This window comes from Allobosea spartocytisi, assembly GCF_014764685.1.
GTDB lineage: Bacteria > Pseudomonadota > Alphaproteobacteria > Rhizobiales > Beijerinckiaceae > Allobosea > Allobosea spartocytisi.
The window spans coordinates 1-20,682 of record NZ_JACXWY010000037.1; the positions used below are offsets into that span (position 1 = coordinate 1).

23 protein-coding genes and 3 pseudogenes are annotated in these 20,682 nt (G+C 62.8%); 11 read left to right on the forward strand and 15 right to left on the reverse strand.

Going from position 1 to position 20,682, the window contains the following annotated elements; genetic code table 11:
- The first annotated feature begins 108 nt into the window (after window positions 1–108).
- The gene (locus IED13_RS27120) at window positions 109–420 is read left to right on the forward strand and encodes a hypothetical protein (protein WP_191125979.1); all 312 of its coding nucleotides are present in this window, start codon (window positions 109–111) and stop codon (window positions 418–420) included.
- 164 nt (window positions 421–584) lie between these two features.
- Window positions 585–893: pseudogene (locus IED13_RS27125) on the forward strand (IS5 family transposase); the annotation flags it as partial.
- A 143-nt stretch (window positions 894–1,036) separates the two neighbouring features.
- Here IED13_RS27125 and IED13_RS27130 read toward each other — a convergent pair.
- Window positions 1,037–1,273: a hypothetical protein gene (locus IED13_RS27130; RefSeq protein ID WP_191125980.1), complete on the reverse strand. Its 237-nt coding sequence runs from the start codon at window positions 1,271–1,273 to the stop codon at window positions 1,037–1,039.
- A gap of 127 nt (window positions 1,274–1,400) precedes the next feature.
- Between IED13_RS27130 and tnpA (IED13_RS27135) the strand changes: the two genes are divergently transcribed.
- Both tnpA (IED13_RS27135) and tnpB read left to right on the forward strand, forming a co-directional pair.
- A complete protein-coding gene (gene tnpA, locus IED13_RS27135) occupies window positions 1,401–1,847 on the forward strand; it encodes an IS66-like element accessory protein TnpA (RefSeq protein ID WP_191125981.1) in 447 nt (148 codons plus the stop codon).
- Complete coding sequence (gene tnpB / locus IED13_RS27140; RefSeq protein WP_191125982.1) at window positions 1,844–2,161, forward strand: IS66 family insertion sequence element accessory protein TnpB; 318 nt, start codon at window positions 1,844–1,846, stop codon at window positions 2,159–2,161. Before tnpA (IED13_RS27135) ends, tnpB begins: the two co-directional genes overlap by 4 nt.
- A gap of 31 nt (window positions 2,162–2,192) precedes the next feature.
- Here tnpB and IED13_RS27145 read toward each other — a convergent pair.
- A pseudogene (locus IED13_RS27145) lies at window positions 2,193–2,537 on the reverse strand (integrase core domain-containing protein); the annotation flags it as partial.
- A 139-nt stretch (window positions 2,538–2,676) separates the two neighbouring features.
- Between IED13_RS27145 and IED13_RS27150 the strand changes: the two are divergent.
- A complete protein-coding gene (locus IED13_RS27150) occupies window positions 2,677–3,903 on the forward strand; it encodes an IS110 family RNA-guided transposase (protein WP_191125983.1) in 1,227 nt (408 codons plus the stop codon).
- 26 nt (window positions 3,904–3,929) lie between these two features.
- Here the strand turns inward: IED13_RS27150 and IED13_RS27155 are convergent.
- Window positions 3,930–5,059, reverse strand: a protein-coding gene (locus tag IED13_RS27155; protein ID WP_191126003.1) for an IS3 family transposase whose coding sequence is annotated in 2 segments (ribosomal slippage) — window positions 3,930–4,816 and window positions 4,816–5,059 — 1,131 coding nt in all. Because the reading frame shifts where the segments join, the coding sequence is not laid out codon by codon here.
- Window positions 5,060–5,114: 55 nt separating this feature from the next.
- Window positions 5,115–5,357 (reverse strand): annotated as a pseudogene (locus IED13_RS27160) (transposase); the annotation flags it as partial.
- Window positions 5,358–5,412: 55 nt separating this feature from the next.
- Here IED13_RS27160 and IED13_RS27165 point away from each other — a divergent pair.
- The 4 genes from IED13_RS27165 to IED13_RS27180 all read left to right on the forward strand — a co-directional run bounded on the left by IED13_RS27165 (window position 5,413) and on the right by IED13_RS27180 (window position 10,243).
- Window positions 5,413–6,111, forward strand: coding sequence for a Bug family tripartite tricarboxylate transporter substrate binding protein (locus IED13_RS27165; RefSeq protein ID WP_260368467.1), 699 nt, complete (start codon window positions 5,413–5,415; stop codon window positions 6,109–6,111).
- A gap of 193 nt (window positions 6,112–6,304) precedes the next feature.
- Window positions 6,305–8,491 (forward strand): AAA family ATPase, encoded by a 2,187-nt coding sequence (locus IED13_RS27170; protein ID WP_191125985.1) that lies wholly within the window; start codon window positions 6,305–6,307, stop codon window positions 8,489–8,491.
- Between the two features lie 35 nt (window positions 8,492–8,526).
- A complete protein-coding gene (locus IED13_RS27175) occupies window positions 8,527–9,147 on the forward strand; it encodes a hypothetical protein (protein ID WP_191125986.1) in 621 nt (206 codons plus the stop codon).
- Window positions 9,140–10,243 (forward strand): hypothetical protein, encoded by a 1,104-nt coding sequence (locus IED13_RS27180; RefSeq protein ID WP_191125987.1) that lies wholly within the window; start codon window positions 9,140–9,142, stop codon window positions 10,241–10,243. Before IED13_RS27175 ends, IED13_RS27180 begins: the two co-directional genes overlap by 8 nt.
- A gap of 12 nt (window positions 10,244–10,255) precedes the next feature.
- Here IED13_RS27180 and IED13_RS27185 read toward each other — a convergent pair whose 3' ends face one another.
- A complete protein-coding gene (locus tag IED13_RS27185; RefSeq protein WP_191125988.1) occupies window positions 10,256–11,590 on the reverse strand; it encodes a DNA methylase N-4/N-6 in 1,335 nt (444 codons plus the stop codon).
- A gap of 130 nt (window positions 11,591–11,720) precedes the next feature.
- On the opposite strand from IED13_RS27185, the gene IED13_RS27190 reads away from it, so the two are divergent.
- Window positions 11,721–12,041 (forward strand): hypothetical protein, encoded by a 321-nt coding sequence (locus IED13_RS27190; protein WP_248312796.1) that lies wholly within the window; start codon window positions 11,721–11,723, stop codon window positions 12,039–12,041.
- Between the two features lie 51 nt (window positions 12,042–12,092).
- Here the strand turns inward: IED13_RS27190 and tnpA (IED13_RS27195) are convergent, their stop codons facing one another.
- From tnpA (IED13_RS27195) to IED13_RS27215, 5 genes are all read right to left on the reverse strand, one after another.
- Window positions 12,093–12,479 (reverse strand): IS66-like element accessory protein TnpA, encoded by a 387-nt coding sequence (gene tnpA, locus IED13_RS27195; RefSeq protein ID WP_191125990.1) that lies wholly within the window; start codon window positions 12,477–12,479, stop codon window positions 12,093–12,095.
- A 484-nt stretch (window positions 12,480–12,963) separates the two neighbouring features.
- Window positions 12,964–13,491 (reverse strand): hypothetical protein, encoded by a 528-nt coding sequence (locus IED13_RS27200; protein WP_191125991.1) that lies wholly within the window; start codon window positions 13,489–13,491, stop codon window positions 12,964–12,966.
- A gap of 179 nt (window positions 13,492–13,670) precedes the next feature.
- Window positions 13,671–15,605, reverse strand: a complete 1,935-nt coding sequence (locus IED13_RS27205; protein WP_191125992.1) for an AAA family ATPase — start codon at window positions 15,603–15,605, stop codon at window positions 13,671–13,673.
- Entirely contained in the window at window positions 15,602–16,090 is a 489-nt protein-coding gene (locus IED13_RS27210; RefSeq protein ID WP_191125993.1) for a hypothetical protein, read from the reverse strand. Before IED13_RS27210 ends, IED13_RS27205 begins: the two co-directional genes overlap by 4 nt.
- A gap of 97 nt (window positions 16,091–16,187) precedes the next feature.
- Window positions 16,188–17,072, reverse strand: a complete 885-nt coding sequence (locus IED13_RS27215; RefSeq protein WP_191125994.1) for a hypothetical protein — start codon at window positions 17,070–17,072, stop codon at window positions 16,188–16,190.
- 84 nt (window positions 17,073–17,156) lie between these two features.
- On the opposite strand from IED13_RS27215, the gene IED13_RS27220 reads away from it, so the two are divergent.
- Window positions 17,157–17,420, forward strand: coding sequence for a helix-turn-helix domain-containing protein (locus IED13_RS27220; protein WP_191125995.1), 264 nt, complete (start codon window positions 17,157–17,159; stop codon window positions 17,418–17,420).
- A gap of 139 nt (window positions 17,421–17,559) precedes the next feature.
- Here IED13_RS27220 and IED13_RS27225 read toward each other — a convergent pair whose 3' ends face one another.
- The 5 genes from IED13_RS27225 to IED13_RS29395 all read right to left on the reverse strand — a co-directional run bounded on the left by IED13_RS27225 (window position 17,560) and on the right by IED13_RS29395 (window position 20,634).
- A complete protein-coding gene (locus IED13_RS27225; RefSeq protein WP_191125996.1) occupies window positions 17,560–17,877 on the reverse strand; it encodes a hypothetical protein in 318 nt (105 codons plus the stop codon).
- Between the two features lie 76 nt (window positions 17,878–17,953).
- Window positions 17,954–18,211, reverse strand: a complete 258-nt coding sequence (locus tag IED13_RS27230) for a hypothetical protein (protein WP_191125997.1) — start codon at window positions 18,209–18,211, stop codon at window positions 17,954–17,956.
- Window positions 18,212–18,312: 101 nt separating this feature from the next.
- Window positions 18,313–19,275 (reverse strand): site-specific integrase, encoded by a 963-nt coding sequence (locus IED13_RS27235; protein WP_191125998.1) that lies wholly within the window; start codon window positions 19,273–19,275, stop codon window positions 18,313–18,315.
- Window positions 19,268–20,446 (reverse strand): tyrosine-type recombinase/integrase, encoded by a 1,179-nt coding sequence (locus tag IED13_RS27240; RefSeq protein WP_191125999.1) that lies wholly within the window; start codon window positions 20,444–20,446, stop codon window positions 19,268–19,270. The genes IED13_RS27235 and IED13_RS27240 overlap by 8 nt, the downstream gene beginning before the upstream one ends.
- Complete coding sequence (locus IED13_RS29395) at window positions 20,443–20,634, reverse strand: helix-turn-helix domain-containing protein (protein ID WP_191126000.1); 192 nt, start codon at window positions 20,632–20,634, stop codon at window positions 20,443–20,445. The genes IED13_RS27240 and IED13_RS29395 overlap by 4 nt, the downstream gene beginning before the upstream one ends.
- Between the last annotated feature and the right edge of the window lie 48 nt (window positions 20,635–20,682).

Genomic DNA, 20,682 nt, shown 5'->3' on the forward strand with positions numbered 1-20,682 from the left:
ACTGCTGGAGCCTATCGGCAACATCCCGCCGGCCGAAGCCGAGGCGCGCTACTACGTCATGCTCGGTGAACAGCAAATGGCGGCGTGACTTAAACCAAATGGCCTCCGGTGAAGCCGGGGCGGTTCAAGGTGCTTTGGAGCGGCTACAACAACGACACCGCTCGCAACCTGCTGCGATCCATTTTCGATCGCATATCCTACATCCGGATTATCCTCACCGTCTCCACTGGTGTTGACGAGAAGCGCACGACCGTCGCTATTCTCCATGGAGTTCTCGATGCTATCAAACAACGCGACGTCATTGCCGCTCAGGAGCGTTACGACCACTATCTCACGCGTGCACACGATACCGTAGTTAAGATCATTACATCGAACTCCGCCTCAAATGACCGCCTTGTGACCCAGGTGGCGATCGGTTGAACTGCGGCGATTGTGAGTTTCGCCTCGATCCCGTGTTGTTGGCGCGGCCCGAAACTGGCCTGCCCCCATTAGGTGGCCCAGTTCTGCTCTAGGTCACATACCCATAAACGGTGTTCTCTCGGTAGGGGTGTTCTGATTCATTGATCTCAGCCCTGGAGGTTGAGATGGCACGGTTTGACCTGACGGATTTTGAGTGGTCGGTGATCGAGCCGCTTCTGCCGACGAAGGTTCGCGGCGTTGCGCGCGTGGACGACAGGCGCGTTCTAAATGGCATCTTCTGGCGCCTGCGCACCGGAGCGCCATGGGCTGATATCCCTTCGCGCTATGGTCCGCATACGACTTGCGTCAACCGCTTCAACCGGTCGCGCAAGGCCGGTCACTGGGCGCGCATTCTGCAAGCGGTCTCAGTCGCTTACGATGGCGATATCCAGATGATCGATGCCTCGTCGATCCGCGTCCATCAGCACGCGGCCAAGCGCCGCGGCAGGACTTTGCCGCCGGCGAGCGCGGAGTTCCTGGAGCATCTCCGGGCGATCTTCGCTAGGCACGCGCAGGGCGAGCGGCGTATGTCTCCCGAGGTAGAGACCTGCGTTTCGGTGGCTTCGCGCAATCGCGGCTAGGAGGAAGGACCGGATGCCGTCGCGGGTTCGGGAACGAGCCCCGACCCGGGCACCGCGTCCGCGATCTGCTTGATCAGGCCGCGCAATTCGCCGCAGAACTCGCGCGATGCGGCCGTGGGTGGCGCCCCGGCCGCCAGGACGAGCCTGCCGACGATTCGTTCGTCGGGGAGGAGTGGGACGAATTCGAGGCCCCGGCTCGCCGGGCTGTAGAGAACGCTGAGCTTGTCCAGCAAGGCGATGCCGGCTCGCGTTTCGACGAGGGCGCAGGCGACACTCGACTGGGTCGTAAGCGTCGTTGCGACCCCACCTTTCGTGCGGGGATTTGAACGTTGATGTTCCGAGCCTGAAGGGCTTGGACATATGACGATTTCAGAGCTTACGCTTAAATCGAGCGCCGAGATTGACGAGCCGGTTCGGCGGTTCGAGGTCTTCACGGGCGCTGGGCGCCGGCGGGACTGGTCGGCTGAGGATAAGGCTCGGATCGTAGCGGAGAGCTTCGAGCCTGGTGATACGGTGAGCGCCGTCGCCCGCCGCCATGCCTTGTCGCCGCAGCAGTTGTTCACCTGGCGGCGCGAGATCCGCAAAGCCGCGGAGGCGATGCCGGCGTTCGTGCCGGCAGTGGCCACGCCGGAACCTGCCTTCGTACCGAAGCGGCCGGCGCCGACGTTACGCTCGAAGCGGCGCACTCGGCAGCGCCGGGCGGCGGCCATCGAGATTGACGTGGCCGGTGTCAGGGTGACGATCGAGAACGGCGCCTCGCCGGCCACGATCGCGGCGGTGCTGGGCGCGTTGAAGGCCGGGTCGTGATCGGCCCGACCGGCGCGGTCCGCGTCATGGTCGCGACGAAGCCGGTCGACTTCCGCAAGGGCGCGGAGGGGCTGGCCGCGCTGGTGCGCGAGACGATGGGCTCCGATCCGTTCTCCGGCACGGTCTACGTGTTCCGCGCCAAGCGCCCGGACCGGGTGAAGCTGGTGTTCTGGGACGGGACCGGCGTGGTGCTGGTCTCGAAGCGTCTGGAGGATGGCGAGTTCCGCTGGCCCAAGATCGAGGACGGAGCCTTGCGGCTGACGGCGGCCCAGCTTCAGGCCCTGTTCGAAGGATTGGACTGGCGCCGGGTCTGATCCGCCCCCGCCGAGTGGTCCGGCTTGATTGTTAGTGGACGGTTGGCCTCGGCGCTAGCGGGGGCGGCGTAGCCGGTCTGGTTTGCGCAGCCGCCCGCGCGGTCATCGCGGGAATGAAGACCTCCGGCGCGGGAGGCTTGTATCCGAGCGAGCCATGTGGGCGCACGGTGTTGAAGTGCCGGCGCCAGCTTTCGACAACGATCTTCGCCTCCGCGAGGGTGTAGAAGATCTCGCCGTCGAGAGGCTCGTTCCAGAGCTTGGCATTGAACGGCTCGATGAAGCCGTTCTCCCAGGGGCTGCCGGGAGCGATGTAGGCAGTCTTGGCGCCGACCGCGCCGATCCATTCCTGCACGGCCTTGGCGACGAACTCGGGGCCATAGCACATTGGGAAGGGGCTCGACCGTTGGCTGACGGCGCGCGCAGCCATGCGTAGCGCAGCGTGCCGTCACGGCGGTCATGGCCGACCAGCAGGTCTCTAAAGTGAGGTTGTCGAGACAACACTTTGGAGCAAGGCCATGACCAAGCGCTTTTCTACTCCCACCGGCGCCGTGCTGGTAGCGATCGACATGTCCAAGCACCGTCAGGAGGTCCTGATCGAACGACCTGAAGGCGGTCGACGCCGGCGGATGACTGTGTTGGCGACCAGGCCGGATTACGACCGCCTGGCTGCTGAGCTTTCCGCGATCGGACGACCGATCCTCGTCGGCTTCGAGGCAACCGGCAACTACCATCGCACGCTCGCTTACCGGCTTCTGACGGCAGGCTTCGAACTGCGGCTGATCTCCTCGGTCGCGCTGGCCCGAACCCGGGAGGCGCTGCATAACGGTTGGGACAAGAACGATCCCAAGGACGCACAGGTCATTCTGCACATGCTGCGGATCGGCGCGACGCAGGCCTATGTCGATCCGTTGGCCGCCGGCATCAACGATCTCCAGGAGCTGTCGAAGACGCACGAGACGATCTCGAAGGCCAAGACGCAGACCTGGCACCGCATCCTGACGCATTATCTGCCGCTGTACTTTCCGGAGATCGGCCGCTTCGCCGGCAATAGCCGCTCGGATTGGTTCCTGGCGCTGATCGAGCGCTTCCCCACCCCCGGCAGCATCACCGCACTGGAGCGGGAAGCGTTCGTGGCTGAGGCCTGGCCTCTGGTCGGCCGCAAGGTCTCCAAGGCTCGGCTGATCAACGATATCTACGAGACGGCCTGCTCATCGATCGCGTTGCCCGTGCCGGAGGAGAGCGCGGCGATTACGATGTTCCGAATGATCATTGCCCAGGCGCGGGGCCTGATCCGGGAGCGCAACCGGATCGAGGAGATCGCGCAGATCACGTTGGCCGATCATCACGATTACCAGTTGCTGCGGCGTATCCCGGGAATCGGGCCGATCAACGCTCTGACAATCCTGGCCGAGGCCGGAGACCTGCGCCGGTTCGGCCATCACCGCCAGTTCCTGAAGTTCTGCGGCCTCGACCTCGCGACCTGCCAATCCGGCACCTTCCGCGGTCGGACCAAGCTGTCGAAGTACGGCAATGCCCGGCTGCGCCGAACCTTCTGGATGGCGGCGCAGGTCGCCGCGCGCCAATGCGACAACAGCTTCCGCGACAAGCTCGGCCGCTATGTGGCCGGTCACGTGGACGATGCCGATCGCCGTCGCAAGGCGATGACCGCGCTCACCGCCAAGATGGCGCGGGTGGCGCATGCCGTCGTCAAGACGGGAACAGAATACCGGCCGTTTGAATAGCCCCGAGTTTTGTAGACGCCGTCGGGCTACATCTCGTGCTGCCGTTCGAACTCGACGGGTGACAGCATCCCGTTCCTGACGTGCTTGCGCTTGGGGTTGTAGAACATCTCGATGTAGTCGAACACGTCCTGCCTTGCCTCCTCGCGCGTCCGGTAGGTTTTGCGGCGGATTCGCTCCCGCTTGAGCAGATTGAAGAAGCTTTCTGCTACCGCGTTGTCGTGGCAGTTCCCGCGCCGGCTCATCGAATGCTCAAGATTGTGGTGCTTCAGGAAGGCTGCCCAATCCATGCTGGTGAACTGGGAGCCTTGATCCGAGTGAACCAGGACCGTGGTCTTCGGCTTCCGTCGCCATACCGCCATGAGCAACGCCTGCAGCACGACATCGGTGACCTGCCGGCTCTGCAGGGACCAGCCAATGACGCGGCGGGAGAACAGGTCGATCACCACGGCCAGATAGGCGAAGCCTTCCTGGGTCCTGATATAGGTGATGTCCGTCACCCACGCCTTGTCTTGCGCATCAACATCGAACTGTCGGGCCAAGGTGTTGTCGATCACGACTGACGGCTTGCCGCCATGAGAGCCGGGCCGGCGCCGATAGCCAATCTGGGCCTTGATCCCGGCTAGCCTTGCGAGGCGGGCGATGCGGTTGGCGCAACTGGTCTCGCCCTGGTCCAGCAAATCGTCATGTAGCTTGCGGTAGCCATAGACCCGGCCGCTCTCCTTCCAGGCCTTGTCGAGAAGCTCGATCTGGCGCGCATCCTCCCGAGCTCTCCGGCTCAACGGGTTCTTCAGCCAGGCGTAGAAACCGCTGGGCTGGATGCGCAGACAGCGACACATCGCCCGCACCGGGAACTGCCGGCGATGCTCGGCCACAAACGCGTATCTCACTTTGCATCCTTGGCGAAATACGCGGTGGCTTTTTTTAGGATGTCGCGCTCCTCGGTGACCCGCGCCAGCTCCGCCTTCAGGCGGCGGATCTCCGCAGCCTGGTCAACACCAGCCGACGCCGGTGGCTTCGAGAACTTCCGCTTCCAGGCGTAGAGCGAGTGCTGGCTCACGCCGAGCCGCTTCGACACCTCTGCAACTGGGTAGCCCCGCTCCGTGATCTGCGCGACCGCGTCACGCTTGAAATCGTCCGTAAAATGACCGGGCCCCATCATGGCCTCCTTGCCTCAAAATAAGGGAAGAAGGCGTCCACAAATCTAGGGGCTATTCATCGAGCGTCAGATCCGCGACGGCGCGGCGGAGCCGGGCGTTCTCGGCCTCAAGCTCCTTCATCCGTCTCACCTGATCCGTCTTCAGGCCGCCGAACTCACGGCGCCCACGGTAGTAGCTAACCTCCGTTACGCCGATCGAGCGGATCGCATCGGCAACAGATTGCCCCTGCGAGACCAGCACATCGACCTGGCGCAGCTTCGCGACGATCTCTTCGGGCTTGTGGCGCTTCTTCGGCATATCGGTCCTCCTGTCTGCCAAAAGACATAGTTCAGGGTGGACCAATTCAACGGGGGTGGATCATGCGGAAGGGCTCGCAAAGAGGCTCGATCAGGGCGTGGTAGTGGAAAACAAGGGCGGTGCCGGAGGTAATATCGGAGCAACGTCCGTAGCGAATGCGGACGGCGACGGCCAGATTATTCTACTGACGACAACAGGAATCCACTCGATTAGTCCGTCGCTGTACAAAACACTGCCATTTGACCACATAAAAGACTTCAAACCGATTGCTCCCGTCGTAGACGCTCCCAACGTCATACTCGTTCGGAACACGCTTCCCGTAAAAACCCTGGACGAGCTGGTTCGATACGCGAAAGACAAGCCTGGGGCTTTAAACTTGGCGGTCCCCGGCAATGGGACATCGCCCCATCTTGCTGCTGAGTTGCTGAAGTCGATTGCCAAAATCGATTTAACCAACGTGACTTACCGTGGCGGGGCGCCTGCGTTCAGCGACTTGGTAAGCGGGCAGGTAGATCTCCTGGTTGATGCGGTTACCACAGCGACGCCCCACATCAACGCAGGGACCGTTCGCGCGCTTGCCGTCACGAGCAAGACGCGGAGCCCCCTCCTTCCGACGGTTCCGGCGACAGCCGAAACAATCCCTGGTTACGAAATGAATGTCTGGTGGGGCTTGATGGCGCCTTCAAAGACACCCGGCAGCATCGTTGACCGGTTGAATTGCGAGAATGCTGTGGCCGTCTCGCGCAGTTCATGAGGTAGGCTTCGACAGTCCCACCGCATCAAGGCATCTCAATATCTCGCTATAGGCGACGCAACGCGACTCACTGACGATCGCGCACGATAACTTGCCGCATGGTCCTCCCTTGAAAAGATCTCTTGCTTGCCGTTCTCGCGTCTGAGAGACATTCGATAGAGCTTGTTGGTGACGTATTAGGGGGCGTTGCTACGTGACCATCGTTTTTCCGGTCCTTCGGCGCCTGAGCGTCGATGGCTACGAGCTATACCGGCCTGCGAATTCGAATGGCATAAATCACGCCTTCACCCGCGGTGTCCACGTAATCGCGGGGATCAATGGCCTAGGGAAGACCACACTGCTGAACATCATCTATCGGGCCCTGCTTGGTCCGAAGGATATGAGCAAAGAGGACGGTGGCTTGGCCTCGACGCAGCACAAGCTCGTCGACTGGCGCAACAAGAAGTATTTTCGTGCTCGCGTACGCGACGGGGCTCGTTACGCCACCTTGACTGCTGAAATCACGTTCGGCGCTCGGCTTCTAACGGTGAAGCGGTCGCTCGCCACGCTTGAGGTTCAATTCCTGTCGTTGGACGGCGTGCCGGAGGAAACGACTACGCAGGACCGTTATGAGGAACTAGTCGTCGAGTTGTCCCGGACCGCCAGCTATTTCGATTTTTTTGCAATCCTGCGCTTCCTGATCTTCTTCCTTGAGGATCGGCCGGAACTGATATGGGACAGGCGGTCTCAGTTCGACATGTTCCGCCTGCTCTTTTACGATCGTCAGGCTGCCGGAGCTGCCGCTACAGCCTACGACGATGTGCAGAAATTCGACAGCCAATACCGAAACGAGCGTGTTCCGATCCGCGCGGCGCAGGAGGAGCTTGCCCAGTATGATGCCGCCGAGCAGTCCGGCGCGGCGGCCGAGATCAGAGGACTGCGCCGTGCTCTTGTCGCCGCGCAGGAGAAGGATGCGGAGTTCGCAGAGGCGATTGAGCTTGCCCGATCCGTGCACGAAGGCACGAAGCTCCGGCGCGAGAAGTCGCGACTGGATCTCGAGGAAGTCCGCCGCGCATTCGAGTATGAGCAGGAGCTCTTCTACCAGGATGTCTTTCCGGATGTCGCTGCCACGGCGGAGCATGTCTTTCTGAATCTCGCGGCCGGCGGCGGCTGCCTGGTCTGTGGAAACAAGTCAGCCGAAGCCGCCGACAGGCTGCGCGAGCTCGCTGCGAAGCATCGATGTCCGATCTGCGAGAGCCTCCCCGCACAGCAGGAAAACCTGGTAAGCCATGCGACCTTCAGCCAGAAGCGGCTTGACCACGCGTCGAAGGAGGTGGATTCGCTCAGGGACGAACTGCAGAGGCTGGATCAGGAGCTGGAAGCCGCGGCGAAAGTTCTGCGCGGCCACATCGAGGAGCGCGGGGCCTCGGTCGAGGAATTGAGTGCACTTCAACGCAAACTCGCGGCGTTGCAGCGCCAAGCTTCCCCTGACGTGCTTGACGCCCTGGTCGCTGACGACGAAGAGCAGGTTGCTTTCAAGCGGAAGTATGTCGAACAAGGCGAGGGCCGGCTTTCGTCCATCATCGCATCGCGCACCAGCGCCGAAGTGACCTACCGGGCCCTCAAGGACGGGCAGCAGCAGCGGCTCTCCGACAAGCTCGCGGTGGTGAAGAAAGCCTTCGCCCGGATCGCCAAATACCTGCTGGCCGAGACGTGCCTGCTTAGGGATGGCAAGGACAGCCGTAGGATTGGCCAGGAGGGTGAAACCTTCGATTTCCCGATTCTGGAAGTCATGATGAGCTCTGCGGTGTTTTCCGGGGGCACCAGTCCGCGCGAGGATGTGACCTCCGTATCGGAATCGCAGCGGGAGTTCATCGATCTGGCTTTCCGCATGGCTCTGATGGAGGCCGCAGCAGAGGATCGCAGCCCGACGATGCTCGTGCTGGAGACGCCGGAGGCCAGCCTCGACAGTCTGTTCGTAACGGAAGCCGGCGCCTTGTTCCGGGAGTTCGCGTCGGGTGGCGAGCCGATGGGGAACGTGTTCATCGCCAGCACCAATCTCAACGATGAGAACATGATCCCAGCCTTGTTCGGTGCGAGGCTTCCGCCACCTGTGGAGCCGGTCAGGGAAGATGATGAAAACCTTCTGGGGTCGGACATTGTGGCACGAGAGCGAGTTGACGCACCGATCCTGCCGGTCGAGGAGCGAAGCGCGCATGTGATCAATCTGCTTGAGCTGGCTCTGCCGAACGCAGCACTGCGCGCGCACAGGACTTACTACGAGGACAAGCTACGCGCCGCGGTATACCAAGACGTTCGTGAAGATCAGCGGCCTTCGGGGCCGATCGGCTCTCATGGCAAAGGCGCTGGCGAAGTCGACCGCGGGTCCGCCCAGCCATGAGCCAGCGACGCGGTGTCCTCGCTGCGCGGATGTGGTTGCTGACGCTGCTCGACGCTGCGGAGCGCATCGGCATCGCTCCCTTGTCGGCGCAGCGGCTTCACCGGCTGGTCTATCTCGCCAATGCAATGGCGCCCGTCTACGATCTGCTCACGCCCGACGGGTATCTCCTGAAGTACAAGCGGGGACCTTTCTTTCCCGAGGTCCAGTGGGACATCGATCGCGTCTGCGCGCAGGGGCTTGCGGCTGCTTCCAACCTGAAAACGCTCCGGGACGACCTTGGTTGGTGGTTCGAAGCTGACTACAGCCTCACGGCAACAGGAATGAGTGCAGTCGATAAGGCGTTGCAGCTGTCGGAGATGGCTAAGAAGGCGAGCTATTTGAGGGAAGTCGTCCGCGCCTTTGCAGGGGTCATCAAGGACGAGGAGCCCCCTAAAGCGGCAGATGACCTCGTTCTGGTGGACATCAGCTACGATCGCGCTGACGCCGAGGGCCCAATCGATTTCGATACGGCGTCGCGCAATCTGACCGTGCTCGCGGCTGACGCGATCGCTCGTCGCGTCGACAAGGAGGCCGCCAGCCGACGTCAGACAATTCATGTCTATTTTCGCTACCTGGACAAGGTGTGGGATCGCGAGCAGGAGCGAGCCCGTGCCTGATAACGACGCTCTGATTGCTGAATTGCTTGACGCCGATGTCGTTGGATCTTTGCAGGGGCACGCAGGCGGGCCGTCATTCCCGGCATCGGATGAAGGGCTCGAGGCCCAATTCTTCTCCAGTGCACATAGGTTCTTCCGGGATTGGCTCGACGACAAGGGAGGGAGCAAGGAAGGCGCCGCGCCGTGCGTCGTCATCCTGTCGCGTGCGATCGCTCAGGACATGAAGCGGTTGTCTGCAAAGAAATTCTGGTACTTCGCGTCGACCGCGGATGCGGACATCGAAGGTAAGATATTCGTCGCCAGCTACGACCTAAAGGTCGTGGCTGAGGTTCCATTCTCAACTTGCGGCCATCAGAACGCGCTCGGTGAGGCTTTGGTCAAATTGGGATTGGACTCGTCGGCGCATTGCCTGCTGAGAGGCGACCGGGCGGAAATGTACCTTTGCCCAGCGGGGCTTAACGGCGGCTCGACCCGGCTCTATGTCCGTCCGTCAAGTGCAGTCCAGCTGGACGCGCCTGCGATTGACTTCCAGCTATGGGAATTCCATCGCACATTCACCCAAACCCCATCGGGCATCCTACTGCCGTGGAAGGGCAAGGCGGACGATCGCATCACGATCGAAAATGCGGAACTCCGGATAAGTCTGATGCTTGGGTTCTTCCTCAGAATCGCCGTCGGACAGGACAATGTCACCGTCGAGGATCAAACCCCTCACGGACGCGTCGACGTTAAGATTTCACGGCACGCGATGAAGGATGAGCTTGGGCCAACGGCATTGGAATGCAAAGTTCTGCGAACCCGGGCTTCCGCAGGAAAAACGGCTCGAAACGTCCCGGCAGACGAGATGATCAAGCACGCCAGCGACGGCGTCCAGCAGGCGATCGAGTACCGAAAGGACCTCAAGGGAAAGCTGGCCTACCTCTGCTGTTTCGATGCGCGCGACACCGACGAGGACCAGCCCGACATCGTCATGCTGGCGGCCGCGAACGATGTTACGCTTCGAAGGTATTATATGTACTCGTCGGCCTCAGCTCATCGAGCTGCAGAGGCTGCCGCGGCTGGAGCGGGACTCAAGCTGTCTGGCGCGGCCGGTTGACCACCGGGTTTGTCAGCGCCTGACCATGTGTACCAAAGTCTCGTCGAGGTCGTAGGTGCCGCCCTGCTGGGCACTTGATCTCATGGAGCGCATGGACGACAGGTTGGACAGGGTGAAACCGAGACGTTGGCCGAGTTCTACCAGGATGGTGCCGACGTCGATGGCGACGCCGGCGTACCGGCTGTCGCCCACCACCATCATTACCGAGCCGCCAGGCACGATGATGCGGTGCAGCTGGTTCAGGACGGCGACCAGGTCGTCAAAATATGCGCGGACCATATCTGGGATGTTGGTGTCCCACATCTCCGGGCGTCGTGCCTCAAGAGCCACCATGGTCGCGTCGAGCGTTGGCGAGGACGCTGTAGCTTCGAAGGAACGCTTGATCTGCACATGAGAGCGCAAGGTCGCCTCGCGCAGCAATCGGTTCTCCTCCGGGGTCTTCAGATAGCCGAGCATCCAGAGTTCGAGATTGTAGATGTCCGTATAGTCGAACGAGTTTGGATACGGCGGCGAGAAGAGGGAGAAGTCGGCCGGCTCAGCCTGCGTCAGGGCGACGCGGGCGTCGCCGCGGAGCAGCGTGTATTCGCTGCACGGCCGCTTGCCGAAACGGACTATGTCTTCGATAGCATTCAGGAACGCAGCCTCGAACATGCGATGAACCGACGTCGGCTGAACCGGCCTGTTCTGCCAGCCGGATCGGTATCGACGTCCCTTGCCGCTTATGACGACGTTGCTCAAGGTCACCAACGTGGAGCCGAGCAGCACACGCAGTAGTCGTGCATGAGCCTTGTTATCGAGCGTTTCGATCGCCTGCCGGTAAGCAAGAATGCGCTCGGCCACCGGAACGGAGTAAATCCAGCGATCGTTGACGCCCGGCGCCACCAGCGTCTTGGGGGCATCTCGCAATAGCTTGGCCGGATCGGCCTTGTTGGCCGCCGCGAGATCAATGACCTGCCGGAATGAGGCGAGCAAAGCCTCGGTGTCGTAGGTCTGAAGTTTCGACTCGATCAGGTCAGCAAGGAACGGATTGACCTCCACGGTTGTGGGTCGAATGCCGAGGAACTGCGCCGTCAGTGCGGTGGTCCCACTGCCCCCGAACGGGTCAACACAGGTTGATGGCGGGGCTTCAAGGCTCCTGATGGCGTCGACCACCGCTCGCGGAGCGAATGCTTCCTTGAACCGGTACCAGCGCTGGAAAGGCAGATCGTGGGTGTCTTGGTTCGTCGATGACGGCCCGAAAAACTCGTGGCGAGCAAACCAATTCCTGGCCAGCAGTTGCTGACCCGCGCCGAGCTTTCCCGTCAGCGCACCAATATGGGCTTCCAGCTCTTTGCGCAGCATGTCCACGGCTGGTCTCTACTTGCCGGCGGTAAAGGCATTGTCAGTTATGCGATTATGCGAGTAAATTTCATTCATGACAAGGCGCTCTCCAGTTGAAATCGGGCTTGAGCTGCGGCGGTGGCTCGCGGACCGTGGAATGACGGAACAACAGCTATGCGATGAGATAAATCGAAGGAAACTAGCGAAAGATCGGGTTAGCCAGTCCTGGATCAGCCGCATATGCAATGGCGGCTTCAAGCGCCCGAGTCGCCAAGTCTTGGTCGTCCTAGAATATGTGAATATTCCATTTTATGATGGGATCACTAAGAGCCTTACTGGTCGGCAAACGATCGAGCGGGCGATCGAAGATGTGTGGGACGGATCGGCCAAGAGTGCTCGGGCGATCGCGCAGCTGCTGCGTAGCGCAGGCGCCTTGGTGAGGCAGCCGACGCGTCAAGGCGGCAAGGCGGCCCGATGATATCCGTATGGCCCGTCGCCAGCCACACCCGAACCCCGCTCGGGACCGGGATCATCGCAGGGCCTCCAGCCCGCGCGCCAACGCCAGCACGGCCGCGATATCGATCGGACCTTCGACGACGATCCGCCGGCCGCACCGAAGTACGATCTCCGTCCTCGGCATCGATGTCGTAGCCTGGGGCGTCTGAGCGGGCTCGGCGGTCACAACCGCCGGAACAAAGCCGGGCGCTGCGTCGTCATTCCGGGCCAAGAACGCATGCCGCCAGATCAGCAGCAGCGACCGCGAGATGTTGTGCCGCCGAGCCGTCGCCGAGATCTGCCGCGGCCCGCTCAGGCTCTCCAGAACGATCCGTTCCTTCGCCGCCTCGCTCCAGCGGCGCCGACGCCCGGTCTCGACAATCTCAAGCCGCTCGAAAGCACTGTTCGTATGCCTGTCCATACGTCCTGTGCTCAACGATCTGCACCACTCCTCGCAAGGCGGCTCTCACCGGACGGATACGAACCAGCTCGGCTTAGTGCAAAGAGTCCAGCCTGCCGAAAAGCAGACGTCGCAAACTTCAGCTATGGGCCGATTGTGTTGAAAAACTCCGCCGCAATACTTCGAGCGAATTAGGTCGGCGCGGACGTGGAAATTTCATCTTTCTGCGGATGGCGTTGCCCCGTCGCAGAGGACGCTTCCCTCAAGCGCGAAGAACTGTTTTCTCCACCAACCGCCAGCACCGCTTGAGTTTTACCCCGGCCGGACTTCTTCAACGGTATCGGCCATAACGGCGCGTTCGCGACTTGGCCAGTTTCAACCTTCTCAGCGTCGCGCAAATTGGATTGCCAAAACGCAGGCGCTCCGTATGCCAGCTCGTGGGGCATCGGCCGACAGCCTACGCTGACGGTGCTTGCGCGGTCGCTCTGCGACGCGAGATCGAGTCTCAATCGGTCTCGCCCAACCCCGCGACCAGGGTCTGCGTGATGCTGTCGGTCGCCCGGTCATAGGCGACGTCGAATACGCCGTGGCGATCCGTGATCCGACGCCTCGGCGGACCCTTCGCGACAATACGAGGGTAGCCGGCGCCATGAGCGTCGCACTTGACGGCGAGCCAGCCGGATTGGCCGAGCGTCGACCGCATCCTCCCGGCTTCTCCGCATTCGTCGCAAGAACATTCCGAGCGCAACTCTGCAAGCAGGATGGCGCGTTCGATCGCGGCCTCGGCTTCGGGACCAACTGGGGCCAAGAGATCGATGCGGAACTCGCCGTACTTTTCTTTGATGTCGATGATCGCAACATTGGTCGATGGCAAATCGCCGGCGAGCGTCTCGGCGATGCGATCGAACAATCTGGACACGATCTTGGCCCAGCCGTCGCCGATTGCCATATGCGGCGGGGTGCCGGCGATCCAGCTGGAGTGCTTGCGGTAAAGCTCGGTCTGCCAATCGGACGTGTTCGTTGGGCGCGACATAGTCGTCTCCACGAGGAAGGAATGGCCAGCGCGATGGCGCGGCAATCTGGAATGGGGGATGGACGGTGCGCCGCAGCGCGAGGTTCAGCTCGCTATCGGGACTGCCAGCGCCACCGCGGGTCGGCGCCTGCGGTAGGCTCTTGGCCTTTGGTGGTCCGGGGGCATCATCTGCATCAGCGTCAGAGCCTCACGGTCGCAGCCGAAGGCGTGGCGGGACAGCCTTGCTCGTCAACCTTACGACTGTTGCGGTTGGCCATCGTCGCAAGCTGCTCGCGATCCACGACCTGCTGTCTTAACAGGACGTCCGCGATCGCTTCGATCAGCGGCCATTCCTGAGCGACGAGCGTCTCGGCCCGCTGCATGAGGATCTGGAGCCTGGCGTCGATGGTCTCGGCCAGAGCCGGGTCGCGCGCGACCAGCGACAGGGCGGCCTCGGGGCTCGACCGCACGACCAGGCCGCCATGCAGGCCAAAGCTCGATTGCGCTGCGGCGAGCAACCTCGTCGCTTCGCTGAGATCGCTGGTCGCGCCGGTGTCGGGAAGGGCACCGCCATTGCGGTTGGCGGCGCGACCAGCGAGCAAGACGATGACGCGCCGTTCGATGTCGGCGAGCGTCGCGACCTGGGGAATCACGAGGTCGGTCGCGCCGCCGGCCCGGCCATGGCCGCGGATCGAGACTTGGGCGACCTCGCAGCCGATGGCGAGCGCGACCGCGGCATGGCCGGCCTCGTGGATCGCGACATGGTGCCGCTCGGCCTCGCTGCGTCCGTCCGCTGGCAGGATCGCGCGGCGCAGGTCGCCAACGTCGAGCGGGCGACCGGTGCTTCGCGCGAGCCGGCGTGCCGCCTTGACGATCGCCGTGACATCGGCGCCGGTCGCACCCGGCATCAGACGCGCGAGCGGGGCAAGATCGACGCCGGCGAGGTCGCCCTTGAGGTGCGCGCGCAGGATCGCGGCGAGCCCCTCGGAGTCGGGCGGCGGGATGTGAAGCTTGCGGTCGAAACGGCCAGGGCGCTTCAGGGCCTCGTCGAGATGACCGAGATGGTTGGTCGCTGCCAACAGCACGACGCCGCGTCTAGCGGCGCGGCAGCCGTCGATGCGGGTGAGGAGCGTCGAAATGACACTGCTCCAGAAATCCCTGGATCTGGCGTCGGCAACGGCGCGATCGGGCAAGGCATCGATCTCGTCGAAGAAGAGCACGCTCGGCGCCTGCGCCAACGCACGGGCGAAAACCTCGTCGATCTGCTGGACGACGTCGCCCAGATGCCCGTTCTTGCGCGCGAACCAATCGGGCACCGATGTCGGCACAAATGTGATGCGCGCGGTCCTCGCAAGCGAGCGAGCCAGCAGCGTCTTGCCGGTGCCCGGTGGCCCGAAAAAAATGCCGCTTTCGATCTCGCCATAGGAGACCGTCCCGGCGCGCGCCGCATCGAGCGTGGCCACCAGGTCGACGCACCATTCCTTCGCTTCGCCATAACCTGAGAGCTCGTCAAGCAGCGGGGTGTCCTCAACGAGGCCCGGCGTCGCCTTGCGCGCGCTCACGCGGCGCAGGCGCTGCAGGCTCGACTGCGGCGTCGCGCCCGGACGCATCGCGGCGGCGATCTCGATCAGGTCGAGCCCGGCAATGTCGGCGGCGGTCACCTTCGGGCAGCGCTTGCGGTAGAAGCCGGCGATGGCGCGGCGAACGAGCGCGGGCGACGGCGCCGCGATGACGAACTCGGCATCTGCCGCGCTGACCAGAAGCGGCGGCAACTGAGCCGGATCGACGGCGATGCCGACGACGCTGCGCCCGTCCTGCAAGGTCTCGCCGACGAAGGCGTCGTTCGGGCGCTTGTCGGCCTTGCGCTTGCCCTCGAAGACGACCGCGCCGGTGCGCTCGCGGTCGATGATCGCCTTGATCGGTCCGTACCAGGTCTCGGACGGGATCTTGACCAGGATCGCCTGGCTGCGCTTCAGGAGCTCGATCAGTCGCAGTCCCCCGGTCTCGTGCCAGGCGATGAGCGCGATCAGGTCGAGCGCGACCAATGGGGTCTCGGCGACATCGGCCTGAGCCGACGCAAAGCTGTAGAGCTCGGGCTCGAGCGCATCGTCGGGCGGATTAGCATCGGCGCTCACGACAGGGCCTCCATCAGTGCTTGCAGCGAAGCACGGTGGATCGCAGCGGGATCGCGTCGGCGCCAGGAGGCGATCAGCGGCGCGACGTCCTCGCCGAGATATCGCCGACGCTGCAGCGCGAAGGCGAGCGTGGTGCGGGCTCCTTCGGACCCATCCAGCGCATGCAGCATCAGCACCGACATCACGAGGTCGTGGCGCGGGGTGTCGAGCACATCCAGCCCCGACAACTTCAGCGCCATGGCGACGGCGGCGGCGGGGTCACCAGCAAGTGCTTCGCGCCAGTGCTCGACCCGCAGCGGCACGAGCTTGGCCAGGAGCGCACGCAGCTCGGCCTGTTCATGATCGCCAATGGCGCCGGCAGCTCTGGTCCGCCACATCAGGATGAGCGGTGCGGTCTGGGCCGGCACGCCACCGTGGACACTGAGCGCAGCGTCGTGATCGGGCAAACTGGCGATGGCAGGATGGGCGAAGACGGCGTTGGACATGACGGGCAAGCTCCGGCGATCGCCGGCATGTAGCCAGCGTCGCGTTAGGTGAAAAAGTGAAAGTCTGGAGACGGGGCGGCGTAACGCCGCCCCTGCCTCATGCGGCCGGGCTCATCGCCGCCTCAGGCAACGCCTCGCGGCTCCGGGCCAGCGCGGCGAGGACGCCGCGGCCGGCACGGCGCGGGCGGGTCGCGACGTTGGCGCGGTCGGCGAGCCGCTCCTGAGCCAACTGCAGCATCGGCGGGACGCGGGCGAGCATCCGGCTTTCGAGTGCGCCCAGCGCCGCGTCGATGGTCGGCGTCACCGGCACGCCGAAGAGCGCGTCGAGCCCGTCCCGGGTGACGGTCAGCCCTTCCCGAAATCCCGACCTGCCATAAAAATCCACGACATGGCAGCGATAGGACTTCAGCTTGATGCCGAGCAGCGTGCGCAGATAGGAGGCGAGCTGGAGCCTGGCGCAGGCGAGATCGCGCTCGGTCTGGCGCCTCTTCTTGCTCTCGGTGATGCCGGAGCCGCGCTTGATCTCAATCACCATCGCGACCGAGCGCTCCTGGTCAATCACGATCAGGTCGAAATGCCCGGTCCGGACGCTGGCGCCGTCGCTGGTCAGCGAAAGCTCCTCGACGCGCGCGGCGCCGTTCTCCTGGACGTACATCTCGGCCGCCCTGGTGATCGGGATGCGGACCTGCTGCATCACCAGAAAGCGGCGGTGGCGGACGAGGGCGGCGTAGAGCGCGTCCTCGATCACCGCGCCCGAGCGCTTCACCACCGAAGCGAGGAAGGAGTTCATGGCGCTGAGGCTCGGACCCAGCAGCGGATCGACCGCGAACTCGGCCGACCCCGCGCCCGTCACCGCCTGCTCGATCCGCGCCATCAGCTCGGCAGGGATAGGAGCGCGCGGCGGCGTCGCGGACGGATCGGACGGGGCAGCGCTGAGGCTGGGGATGGCGGAGGGGGTAGGGTTGGTGCAGGCGGTATGCATGTCTTAAGCTCTCCTCGTGGACGGCGTGTCCACGAGAGTTAGATTGTCATATCAAGTGACATTTGTCACTTTAAGTGAGTTTGTATGCTTAACAGAGCCCAAATACGGGCTGCCCGCAGCTGGCTCGACATCTCGCAGGACGAGTTGGGACAGTGGAGCGGCGTAGCCAAACGCACGATCATACGGATCGAACAGGGCGCATCTTCCGGTCAGGAGCGGACGCTTCGCGATCTGCAGCGTGCTTTTGAAGACCGCGGCATAGAGTTCCTGTTCGAGAACGGGCGCGGGATCGGCATTAAAGCTCGAACCACTCTTGAAGCGAAACCAGCGGTTTCAGTCGAAAATTAGCTTTCAGGCAAAGCGAGCGCTTTATCGATTGGGCTGGCTGGAGGCCTCAACCTGGGGAATCGCTGTATCGGATACAAAATAGGCTCGGCGATGCCGAGCCTGTTGTCATGCTATCTCAATCTTGTCTTGGGATTGTTGACTAGGCGTCAGCGCATTCGAAAAACTCGTCGAAACGGTGGTTGGCGAACCTCTCGACATATAACCGAGCTTCTGCGTCAGTTAGCGGGATCACGCCATCGCCTTCGACGTAGCCGCGGTCCCCCGTGATCCGCTGTGCCCACCGCGTCGCAGCGCCCCCTTCGCCAGCCAGATAGAACCGGCTGTTTTTCGTGCGGAAGAGCTGCGTCCGCTCGTAGTTCCAGTCACCCCCTGTCCGGGCAACATCTGCGATCAGCTCAGCGGTTTCGGTGTTGTAGAGCAGTCCTGCGACCACACGGGCCATGATAATGCGTTCCATGTTGGAAATTCCTTCTATGTCGGAGAGGGATTGATGGCGGCGGCCACTATGTCGACCTGGCGCCCGCCGGTTCTTATCAACCAGAGGTAGTACCTGCATCGTCGGGCTCGATAAGCGAGCGCAGTTCGGCGAGGCGCGGGCTAACTTGATCATCGGTATCCGGCTCGTCGGCGATCAGACGATCGAGGCGCCGGCGCAGGGCATCGCGATCGAGTACGCCTTGCTCGATCAGTTCGAGAGCGAGCTGGCCAACCAACTGCACCATGCCTTCGCGGTCGTACACAGCGAAGCCATCGTACAGCTCGGCCGCATCGTCGAATTCTTCTAGGGTCATGTCCAAACCTCGTTGGAGTTGCGATGAGGGTGTGCAGGTATCGTGTCTCGGCGGATCATGGCCGCGACGCCTGCACCCACGGTTTCGTGTGGAGGCGCGTATCATCGGGGGCTCCCCACCGAGTTGGACGCGACACCTCGCTCAAGCTCAACGAAGGCATCGAATTTCTTTTTGAACACTGCGCGAACCAGCGAAACTTCGTTCGGATTGGCGCGCGGGATCGGCAATCCGCCACCGGCGCGGCGCTTGGCGTAGTGATGCGTCGCGGTGGCATCAGAGGAGTGGCCGAGGAGCGCTGCGACGATGGCGAGCCCGCTGGGGCGATCAGCGTAGTGCTCCTTTGCGCGCGCAGCAAAGATGTGCCGCATCGTATAGAGGGTCGGCCACCGCTTGCGGCGTGGGAATGACTTGCGCGTTATCGAACGCAGAGCATCACCAAGCGCCTTGATCAGTTTCGGATAGTCGTCGCCTGCTGCGGCCACGATGGTCAGCCATTCAGACAAGCGCTCCGCGAATTTCCTGGGCAGCCGATCGAACAGCAGTGTTCGCTCGAGAGAGTGCGCCCTGAGGTCGTTCGCCTTCGCATTCGTAACGATCAGGATCAGCGTGCCGTCCTGAAGCTTGAGCGTCACGCTGGGCCATTCGCAAGGGCGAAGGCCAGTCAAAAGTGTGGCCTGAACATAGGCGCGCAAGGCGTTCCGATGATCAGAACGGCTAGCGTCGATCTTGGCCAACAAGGTATCGATATCGTTCTGCGGCAATCCCTTGCTCTTCAAGGCGGAGGTCCTGCGCGGCAGCGCCTTGCGCTCATAGCTCGAGATCGGCTTAGCGGCGCGCAGTCTGCGGGCGAACGCCAGGGTTTCGCTCGTTCCGCCTTTCTCCAGCACATAGGCAGCGGCGCAGCGGTACTGGCGCCAGGACGAGGCGGCTAGCAACAGTCGTCTGACGTCGATAAGCCAGTTGACGTAGTCGGCATGGGATACGACCGAGCAGCCAAGCTCGATCGCGGCCGCTGCGCGCAACTGTTTGTCACGCGCCGGATAAGTTGTTTCGATGTCAATCATCGCGCTTCGTCCGCTGACGCCGCAGCTGCCACATCATCGTGACCGCCGGCGGCGGCTCGAGCAGCGGCGTCTTCGCCCGCGCGGCAATCTCAGCCACGAACTCTGCAGTCGCTCGCTTGGCGTCGATGAGGAATTCCGGCTCGTAGGGGCTATAGATGAGCGTCGTCTCGGGGCTCTCAGGGGGCGCGATATGGCCGAGCCAGATCGCGATCTGCTCGCGGTCCACGCGCTTTCTCTGCATGAAGCGGCCGAGCGAGTGTCGCACGGAATAGGAATTTGCCCGCGGATCGAGCCCTGCGCGCGTCACCGCGGCGGCGCGCCCCTTCTTCACGCTCTTCACCGGCCGGCCGCGCCAAGTCACCGCGCGTCCGGGCGGCAGCTGCTCGACCCACGGGGCGAGATGCTGGTGGATCGGCAGGCAGGGGCGCCACTTCGTCGACTGGGGTCGTCCTTCCGGATTGAGCATGACCAGCGCCGGGTCGCGTTCGAACGATCCCAGCTGGAGATCGAGGATCGCAGCCGTTCTGGCGGCGGTTCCCAGAAGAAACGCGTACCAAATCTGCAGGTGGGGCTCTTCGAAGGCATCGTAGAGGCGAGCAAGTTCGGCGATCGAAAGGATCGCGCCCTTCGGCTTTGCCGATCTCATATGGTTCTTGGTCCTGAACTCAGGCACCTTCCTGAACGAGGTGATCTCGCCGTTGTCGTGCGCACGGCGCAGTGCAGAACGGGCGGTCGAAATCCTGCGGCTGATCGTCCCGATCGTCTTTCCTTCCGCGAGCCAACGATCGCGCAGGCCTTCCCAATCCTTCGGTACGATGGTGACGACCTTCTTGTCGGCAAGGTCAGAGTTGAGGAACTGCGCGATGTGGATCGCTTCGGCCTCGGCCGACGCCAGCTTGGCGATGTAGGGGCGGTGGGCCTCAAGAATCATGCGGAGCGTCATAGGGCCCGCAGCCTTGAGATACGGGCGCGGATCGCCCTGCATGCCTTGGTCGACGAGGGATTGAACCTTGATAACAGCATCGGCCAGGTTGCCGGTGGCCAACGATCCACGCACGACTTGACGGGTTGCCGCGTTGTACCAGGCAACGAAAAGCTGCTTCGACTGGCTATGTTGTACGATGGGGTACGAACCCACGCGCGCCAGTTCCGTATAGGTCACGCCCGTCATAGCGGGGCTCCGTTCTGGCGCTGCCCGCTTACGAAACGCGTGACCTCGAGGCGCGTGAACAACAGTCGCCCGGCTACGGGGATTCGTGCCAACTCGCCACGCTGAGCCAGACGGGTCACGGTTGCGCGCGAAATACGGAGAAGCTCCGCTACCTCCTGCGCGGTCATGATCATGATCTCGGACGACATTCAATCTACCCATACATGGTAGCGTCATGTGGCGAGTGATCTCGACAA